We start from the raw sequence: 230 nt of genomic DNA on the forward strand, positions 1-230 counted from the left end.
GCAGAAGAGAAGCTACCACCGCCATCGGTCGAAAACTGCGTCCCATCCGGCAGGCCGGAGATGGTGAACTCAACCGTGGTCAGGCTTTCTGAACTATCAGCATCTGTTGCCTGAGCCGTGAAGTACTCACCCAGATTGATCAGAAGCGGGTCGGTTCCAACATCGGTCTCGTCAACACAGATCAAAGGCACATCGCCCGATGTATCAACCTGATCGGTTACACCAACCTC

The 230-nt window shown here is 54.3% G+C and carries 1 protein-coding gene; it reads right to left on the bottom strand.

Annotation, left to right across the window (positions count from 1 at the left end):
• The coding region (locus E1162_RS19330; RefSeq protein WP_257098520.1) for a hypothetical protein at positions 1 to 230 on the bottom strand (230 nt) is incomplete at both ends.

The organism is Pseudovibrio flavus (genome assembly GCF_009711345.1).
Lineage (GTDB): Bacteria > Pseudomonadota > Alphaproteobacteria > Rhizobiales > Stappiaceae > Pseudovibrio > Pseudovibrio flavus.